General features: G+C 73.7%; 4 protein-coding genes. 1 reads left to right on the top strand and 3 read right to left on the bottom strand.

The genetic code is table 11. The features are described from left to right. Window positions 1-101 precede the first annotated feature (101 nt). From ALMP_RS11940 to ALMP_RS11930, 3 genes are all read right to left on the bottom strand, one after another. A complete protein-coding gene (locus ALMP_RS11940) occupies window positions 102-866 on the bottom strand; it encodes an SDR family NAD(P)-dependent oxidoreductase (protein ID WP_264926897.1) in 765 nt (254 codons plus the stop codon). Window positions 867-898: 32 nt separating this feature from the next. Beyond that, a complete protein-coding gene (locus ALMP_RS11935) occupies window positions 899-1,741 on the bottom strand; it encodes an Fpg/Nei family DNA glycosylase (protein ID WP_264926895.1) in 843 nt (280 codons plus the stop codon). Window positions 1,742-1,989: 248 nt separating this feature from the next. Next, window positions 1,990-6,909, bottom strand: coding sequence for an ATP-dependent helicase (locus ALMP_RS11930; protein ID WP_264926893.1), 4,920 nt, complete (start codon window positions 6,907-6,909; stop codon window positions 1,990-1,992). A gap of 141 nt (window positions 6,910-7,050) precedes the next feature. Here ALMP_RS11930 and ALMP_RS11925 point away from each other — a divergent pair. Continuing rightward, window positions 7,051-7,718, top strand: a 668-nt coding sequence (locus tag ALMP_RS11925; protein WP_264926892.1) for an AraC family ligand binding domain-containing protein, incomplete at its 3' end; no start/stop codon positions are given.

Raw genomic sequence — 7,718 nt, 5'->3', positions numbered from 1 at the left:
TGGGGCCAGGAGGGGCGAGAAGGTGGCTCGGGTGGGCCGAGGAGGCGCAGGACAGCGGCTCGGGTGGGCCGAGGAGGCGCAGGACGGCGACGCGGGTGGGGCTACCAGGGCATCGACACGCCGCCGTTCGGGCGGAGGATCTGGCCCGTGGTGAACGACGACGCGTCCGAGGCCAGGTGGAGTACCGCGTGAGCCACCTCCTCCGGGGTGCCGACCCGGCCCAGGGCGGACATGCGGGACATCAGCGCCTCGGTGCGTGCCTGTGCGTCGGCGTCGTCGCGGTCGGTCATGGGGGTACGGATCCAGCCCGGGGCGACGGCATTGACCCGGATGCCGTATCGGCCGACCTCGGTCGCGAGGGTCTTCGTGAGCTGCACCACGGCCGCCTTGGAGACGCCGTAGCACAGGAGGCCGGGGCGGCCCGTGTCGACGGCGCCCGACGCCATGGTGATGATGCTGCCGGTGGTGTTCCGCGCGAGCATCAGTCGCGCCGCCTCCTGGCAGGCGTACAACACCCCCTTGAAGTTGACGTCGAGGACGCGGTCGAGGTCCTCGTCCCGCGTCTCCAGCACTGGGCTGCTGTGCATGATCCCGGCTACGGCGGCCATGACGTCCAGGTGCTCGCAGCACTCCACGGCCTGCCGCAGCCGCGCGCGGTCGGTGACGTCGAGGTGGTGGGTACGGGCGGTTCCGCCCTGGTCCTTGATCAGCGTGGCCGTCTCGTGCAGGCCCTGCGCGTCGAGGTCCGCGCCGTGCACCGTGGCGCCGGCCCGGGCCAGCAGCACGGCGCAGGCGCGGCCTATGCCGCCGGCCGCGCCGGTGACGAACGCGGTGCGTCCGGTGAGGTCGTACGCCTTCACGCCCATGAAGGGACCGTACGAGTCTTTCTGACGGACCGTCAATTGGTGGTGCGAGGGCGGATGCGGCGCGTGGCGGGTGAACCGGGCGCCGGGTAGGGGCCAGCCTGGCAGGCGGGGCACCAGTACGTCGGGCGCTCACGGGAGCCGTCACCCTGGTCGGCGACCCGGACGGGAGTGCCGCAGCGCAGACAGGGGCGGGGTGCGCGGCCGTAGACGAACAGGTCCTGGCCTCGGCGGCCCGTCGTGACGCGGATCGGGCGTTCGCGGTTGGCCTCCAGGAGCTTCTTCGCGAGCGCGGGCAGGTGAGCGGCGCGGTCTGCGGGGAGGGCGCCGACGGGGAGCCAGGGCGTGACTCCGAGGAGAAAGCACAGCTCGCTCTTGTAGACGTTGCCGATGCCGGCCAGATTGCGCTGGTCGAGGAGAGCTTCACCGAGGGGGCGGGCGGGATCCGCGAGGAGGTTGGCGAGGGCCCGCTCGGGGTCCCAGTCCGGGCCGAGCAGGTCGGGGCCGAGGTGGCCCACGGCTCGTTCCTCGTCGGTGGTGCGCAGGAGTTCGAGGACGGGCAGGCGGTAGCCGACGGCGGTGCGGTCGTGGGTGCCGAGGATCGCGCGGATCTGGTGTGCCGGGCCGCCCGTCCAGCGCTGGTCGTGGGCGTACACCTTCCAGGAGCCGTCCATCCGCAGGTGCGAGTGGAGGGTCAGACCGCCTTCGACGCGGGTGAGGAGGTGCTTGCCGCGCGGGGTGACGTCCAGGACGGTGCGGCCGGTGAGGTCGACGGTGGCGTACTTCGGCACGCGCAGATCGGAGCGGGTCAGCACCTTGCCGGCGAGGGCGCCGTGCAGCCGTTTCGCGGCTTGCCAGACCGTGTCACCTTCGGGCATGGGTCAAGGGTGGCATGGGTGGGGTGGGAGGGGGCATGGGTGGTGCGCTGTGGTGTGGTGCGAGGGTGGCCCGCCGTGGTGTGGTGCATGTGGTGCTGTGCGCTGCGCGGCGTATGCGGGGCCAGCGTGTGCGCCGGGACTATCGCGTGGTCGGCGTGGTCGGCGTGGTCGGCGTGGTCGGCGTGTTCAGCGTGGTCCGTGTGCGGTCCCTGTGTGTGCAGTGAGGCGCCTGAGCGGTGTGAGGGTCGTCATGCTCTCAGACGCAGGCCCCGAGGCGTCGCGATGAAGCCCGCTCCCTCCAGGAGGGTGCCCAGGGGCGAGGTCAGTGCCGAGGTGCCGTTGACGCGCTCGACCGTGACCGTGCCGAGGGAGCCCGCGCGGGCGGCCGAGGCGAGGGCCTCCGCCGCGGTGTGCAGGCGCGGGTCGTCGGTGGGTGTGGCTTCGCCGTCCGGAGTGGACGGCCAGGCCAGCAGGGTCTTCCCGCCGCGCTCCATGTAGAGCGTCAGCTCGCCGTCCACGAGCACCACGAGGGAGCCGGCCTTGCGGCCCGGCTTGTGACCGGCGCCGGTCGGCGGCTCCGGCCAGGGCAGGGCGGCGCCGTACGCGTTGGCGGGGTCGGCGGCGGCGAGGACGACCGCCCGCGAGGCGGGAGAAGCGATGCGGGTACGGCCATGGCGGCCGGCCGGCGACGGGTCGTACGGGAAGCCGCCGCCTCGGGGGCCGCCGGCGCCGGGAGCGGCGAGGTCGCGGGCGGAGATGTACTCGTGCGGTGCGGGGGAGGAGAAGGGGTCGTCGGGGCCGGAAGCGGTCCAGTCGGGATCCGGGCTGTCCCATGCGAGGTCGGCGGCCGGGAAACCGTCGGGGGCGTCCAGGGACTCGGGGAGGTGGGTTTCGTGGGCCTCGGCCGGCCGGGGAAGGGGCTCGCCGCGGTCACGGGCGTTGGCCACCGCGCGGACCCGGTCCACAGCGCCGTCCATCGCGAACTGCGCGGCGCCGAGGCCCTCCACGACATAGCCGCGCCGCGCCTGACCGCTGTCCTCGAACGCCGACAGGATGCGGTACGTCGCGGAGAAGCCGCCCTCGACACCCTCGGCCGAGACGGCGCCCCGCGTCACCACGCCGTGCCGGTCGAGGAGGGTACGGGCGAGGGCGTGGGCGCGGACCGTGGGATCGGGTTCGCGAGCCGGCAGCAGGGACCAGCGGCCGGCGACGGTCGGCGGACCGCTGCGGGAGGCGGGGCGAGCCGCGGCGGTCAGGGAGCCGTAGCGGCCGCGCGGCACCGCGCGCTTGGCGCGGTGGGCCGTGGAACCGGCTGTGCGGCCGGAGCCCAACAGGGAGCGCATCGGCGCCACGGTGTCGTTGGTGAGGCGGCCGGACCAGGCGAGGTCCCAGAGGGCGTCGGCGAGTTGTGGATCGGTGGCGTCCGGGTGAGTGGTGGCGCGGACCTGGTCGGCGATCTGGCGGAAGAACAGGCCGTAGCCACCGGAGAGGGCGTCCAGGACGGACTGGTGCAGTGCCGTCAGCCCCAGGGGGTGGGGCGGGGGCAGCAGCAGCGGGGCCGCGTCCGCGAGGTACAGCGACACCCAGCCGTCCTTGCCGGGGAGGGCGCCCGCGCCGGCCCAGACCACCTCTCCGGCGGCGGTGAGCTCGTCGAGCATCGCGGGGGCGTAGCCCGTCACGCGGGACGGAAGTACCAGCTTCTCCAGGGCGGAGGCGGGCACGGACGCCCCTTGGAGTTGCTCGATCGCGCGCACCAGACCGTCGATGCCACGCAGGGCGTGGCCCTTGCCGATGTGCTGCCACTGGGGCAGGAACTGGGCGAGCGCCGCGGGCGGGACGGGTTCGAGTTCCTGCCGCAACGCGGCCAGGGAGCGCCGGCGCAGCCTGCGCAGGACGGCCGCGTCGCACCATTCCTGGCCGATCCCGGCCGGGTGGAACTCGCCCTGGACGATGCGCCCGCCCGCTGCGAGCCGCTGTAGGGCACCTTCGGTGACCGCCACGCCCAGGCCGAAGCGGGCGGCGGCGGTGGCCGAGGTGAACGGTCCGTGGGTGCGGGCATAGCGGGCGAGGAGGTCGCCGAGCGGGTCCTTCACCGGCTCGGTGAAGGCCTCCGGGACACCGACGGGCAGGGCGGTGCCCAGAGCGTCACGCAGGCGGCCCGCGTCCTCGATCGCCGCCCAGTGGGCGGCGCCGGCGATCCGGACCCGGATGGCGCGGCGCGCGGAGGCCAGCTCCTGCGCCCAGTGCGGTTCGGCGCCGCGTTCGGCCAGCTCGGCGTCGGTGAGCGGGCCGAGCACCCGCAGGGCGTCCGCGACGCTTTCGGTGTCTTTCACACGGCGGTCGTCGGTGAGCCATTGCAGCTCCCGCTCCAGCTCGGTCAGCACCTCCGCGTCGAGCAGTTCGCGCAGTTCAGCCTGGCCGAGGAGCTCGGCGAGCAGCCGCGAGTCCAAGGACAGGGCGGCGGCGCGGCGCTCGGCGAGCGGGGAGTCGCCCTCGTAGAGGAACTGGGCGACGTAGCCGAACAGGAGCGAGCGCGCGAACGGGGAGGGCTCCGGTGTGGTGACCTCGACCAGGCGCACCTTGCGGGACTCCAGGTCACCCATCAGCTCCACCAGGCCGGGGACGTCGAAGACGTCCTGGAGGCACTCGCGGACCGCCTCGAGGACGATCGGGAACGAACCGAACTCGCTCGCCACCTGGAGCAGTTGGGCGGCGCGCTGGCGCTGCTGCCACAGCGGGGTGCGCTTGCCCGGGTTGCGGCGCGGCAGCAGCAACGCGCGGGCGGCGCACTCGCGGAAACGGGCCGCGAACAGGGCGGAGCCGCCGACCTGGTCGGTGACGATCTGGTCGACCTCGCCCTTGTCGAAGACGACGTCCGCCGCGCCGACGGGCGCCTGCTCGGGGTCGTACTCCGTGCCCGCCTTCATCGGCTGCTGGTCGAGCAGGTCCAGACCCATCAGGTCGGCGTCCGGCAGACGCAGGACGATCCCGTCGTCGGCATGCATGACCTGGGCGTCCATGCCGTACCGCTCGGAGAGGCGGGCGCCGAGCGCGAGGGCCCAGGGGGCATGCACCTGGGCGCCGAACGGGGAGTGCACGACCACCCGCCAGTCGCCCAGTTCATCGCGGAAGCGCTCCACGACGATCGTGCGGTCGTCCGGGACGTGGCCGCAGGCCTGGCGCTGCTCGGCCAGGTACGAGAGCACGTTGTCGGCCGCCCAGGCGTCCAGGCCCGCGGTGAGCAGACGCAGCCGGGCGTCCTCCTCGGGCAGCGAGCCGACCTCGCGCAGGAAGGCACCCACCGCGCGGCCCAGCTCCAACGGGCGGCCCAGCTGGTCGCCCTTCCAGAAGGGCAGCCGGCCCGGGACACCCGGCGCCGGGGAGACCAGCACCCGGTCGCGCGTGATGTCCTCGATGCGCCAGGAGCTGGTGCCCAGCGTGAAGACGTCACCCACACGGGACTCGTAGACCATCTCCTCGTCGAGCTCACCGACCCGGCCGCCGCCCTTCTTGGGATCGGCACCCGCGAGGAAGACACCGAACAGACCACGGTCCGGGATCGTGCCCCCGGACGTCACGGCGAGCCGCTGCGCGCCCGGACGGCCCGTGACCGTGCCGGCGACACGGTCCCACACCACGCGCGGGCGGAGCTCGGCGAAGGCGTCGGACGGGTAGCGGCCGGCGAGCATGTCGAGCACCGCCGTGAACGCCGACTCCGGCAGGGAGGCGAAGGGGGCGGCACGGCGGACCATGGTCAGCAGGTCGTCGAACTGCCAGGTGTCCATCGCCGTCATCGCGACGAGCTGCTGGGCCAGCACGTCCAGCGGGTTGGCCGGAACCCTCAGGGACTCGATGGCGCCGGTGCGCATCCGCTCGGTGACGACCGCCGCCTGGACGAGGTCGCCCCGGTACTTGGGGAAGACCACACCGGTGGAGACGGCTCCGACCTGGTGTCCCGCGCGGCCCACGCGCTGGAGGCCGGAGGCCACGGAGGGCGGGGACTCGACCTGCACGACGAGGTCGACGGCACCCATGTCGATGCCCAGCTCCAGACTGGAGGTGGCCACCACCGCGGGCAGCCGGCCCGCCTTGAGGTCCTCCTCCACGAGCGCGCGCTGCTCCTTGGAGACCGAGCCGTGGTGCGCCCGCGCGATCACGGCGGGGGCGCCCTGGGCCGCGCCCGAGCCACCCATGAGCTGGGCCGGGGAGTGGTCCTCGTCGAAAGGCTCGCCCGTGGCCCGCTCGTAGGCGATCTCGTTGAGACGGTTGCAGAGCCGCTCCGCGAGACGGCGGGAGTTCGCGAAGACGATCGTGGAACGGTGGGCCTGGACGAGGTCGGTGATGCGCTCCTCGACGTGCGGCCAGATCGAGGGGCGCTCGGCACCCTCGGAGCCGTCGGCGACCGGGGAGCCGCCCAGCTCGGCCAGGTCCTCCACCGGCACCACGACCGAGAGGTCGAACTCCTTGCCCGACTCCGGCTGAACGATCTCCACCTTGCGGCGCGGGGAGAGGTAGCGGGCCACCTCGTCGACCGGGCGGACGGTCGCCGAGAGGCCGATACGGCGGGCGGGCTTCGGCAACAGCTCGTCCAAGCGCTCCAGGGAGAGGGCGAGGTGCGCGCCGCGCTTGGTGCCGGCCACGGCGTGGACCTCGTCCAGGATCACCGTCTCGATGCCGGTCAGGGCGTCGCGCGTGGCCGACGTCAGCATCAGGAACAGGGACTCGGGTGTGGTGATCAGGATGTCCGGGGGCCTGGTCGACAGGGAGCGGCGCTCGGCGGGCGGGGTGTCGCCGGAGCGGATGCCGACCTTCACCTCCGGCTCGGGCAGGCCCAGACGGACCGACTCCTGACGGATGCCGGTGAGAGGGCTGCGCAGATTGCGCTCGACGTCGACCGCGAGGGCCTTGAGCGGGGACACGTACAAAACGCGGCAGCGTTTCTTCGGGTCGGCCGGCGGGGGCGTCGAGGCCAGCTGGTCCAGGGCGGCGAGGAAGGCCGCCAGGGTCTTGCCGGAGCCGGTCGGGGCCACCACCAGCACGTCGGAGCCCTCGCGGAGGGCCTGCCACGCGCCGGCCTGGGCCGCGGTGGGCGTGGAGAACGCCCCCGTGAACCAGCCGCGGGTCGCGGGGGAGAAGCCGTCCAGGGCTCGGTGTGCGGAGCTGACCATGCGTCCATCCTGCACCCGAGGACTGACAATCGCTCTGACCTGGGCGGATGCCGTCCCCCCCCGGCGGGCGGGGACGGCCAGACGGAGCCCGGGGCGCCCTGCCGACGCGAGCCGTCTCGCCGGGTGGGGGAGGATGGAGGCATGGGGCTCGAGCGGGCGCGGCACTGGCAGTACGCGGAGTTGCCCGGGGTCGATCTGCTGCGGGCCCGGTACGTGCGGAAGACGTTCGTGCGGCACACGCACGAGAACTTCGTGATCGCGGCCATCGCGGAAGGCGTGGAGGTCTTCCACCACGGCGGCGGTGATCAGTACGCCGGGGCCGGCGCCCTCGCCCTGGTCAATCCCGACACTCCGCACACCGGACGCGCCGGCGTGCCCGAAGGATGGCGCTACGGGGCGGTGTACCCCTCACCCGAGCTCGTGGCCGAGATAGCGGCCGAGACCACGCTCATCCGTGGCACGCCGGGCTTCGTCAGCCCCGTGCTCGACGACCCGTACGCCGTCACCCTCGTGCATCGGGTGCTGCGGGCCGCGGACGAGGGCAACGCGCTCGCCGCCGACACACTGCTGCGGGTCGCCGTGACCCGACTGCTGCGACTCAACGGTGGGCCCCTGCCGGAGCGGCCGGTACGGACCGCCGGAGCACGCGTCGCCGCACGCGCGCGTGCCGTGCTGGAGCAGCGGATGACCGATCCGCCGACGCTGGAACAGCTGGCCGCCGGCCTGGGGACCAGCCCTTTCGCGTTGCTGCGCGCGTTCCGCGACGCCTACGGCATGCCGCCCCACACCTGGCTCACCGACGCCCGAGT

Source organism: Streptomyces sp. A012304 (assembly GCF_026008495.1).
GTDB lineage: Bacteria > Actinomycetota > Actinomycetes > Streptomycetales > Streptomycetaceae > Streptomyces.
This window is presented reverse-complemented; position numbering and strand designations above follow the sequence as displayed.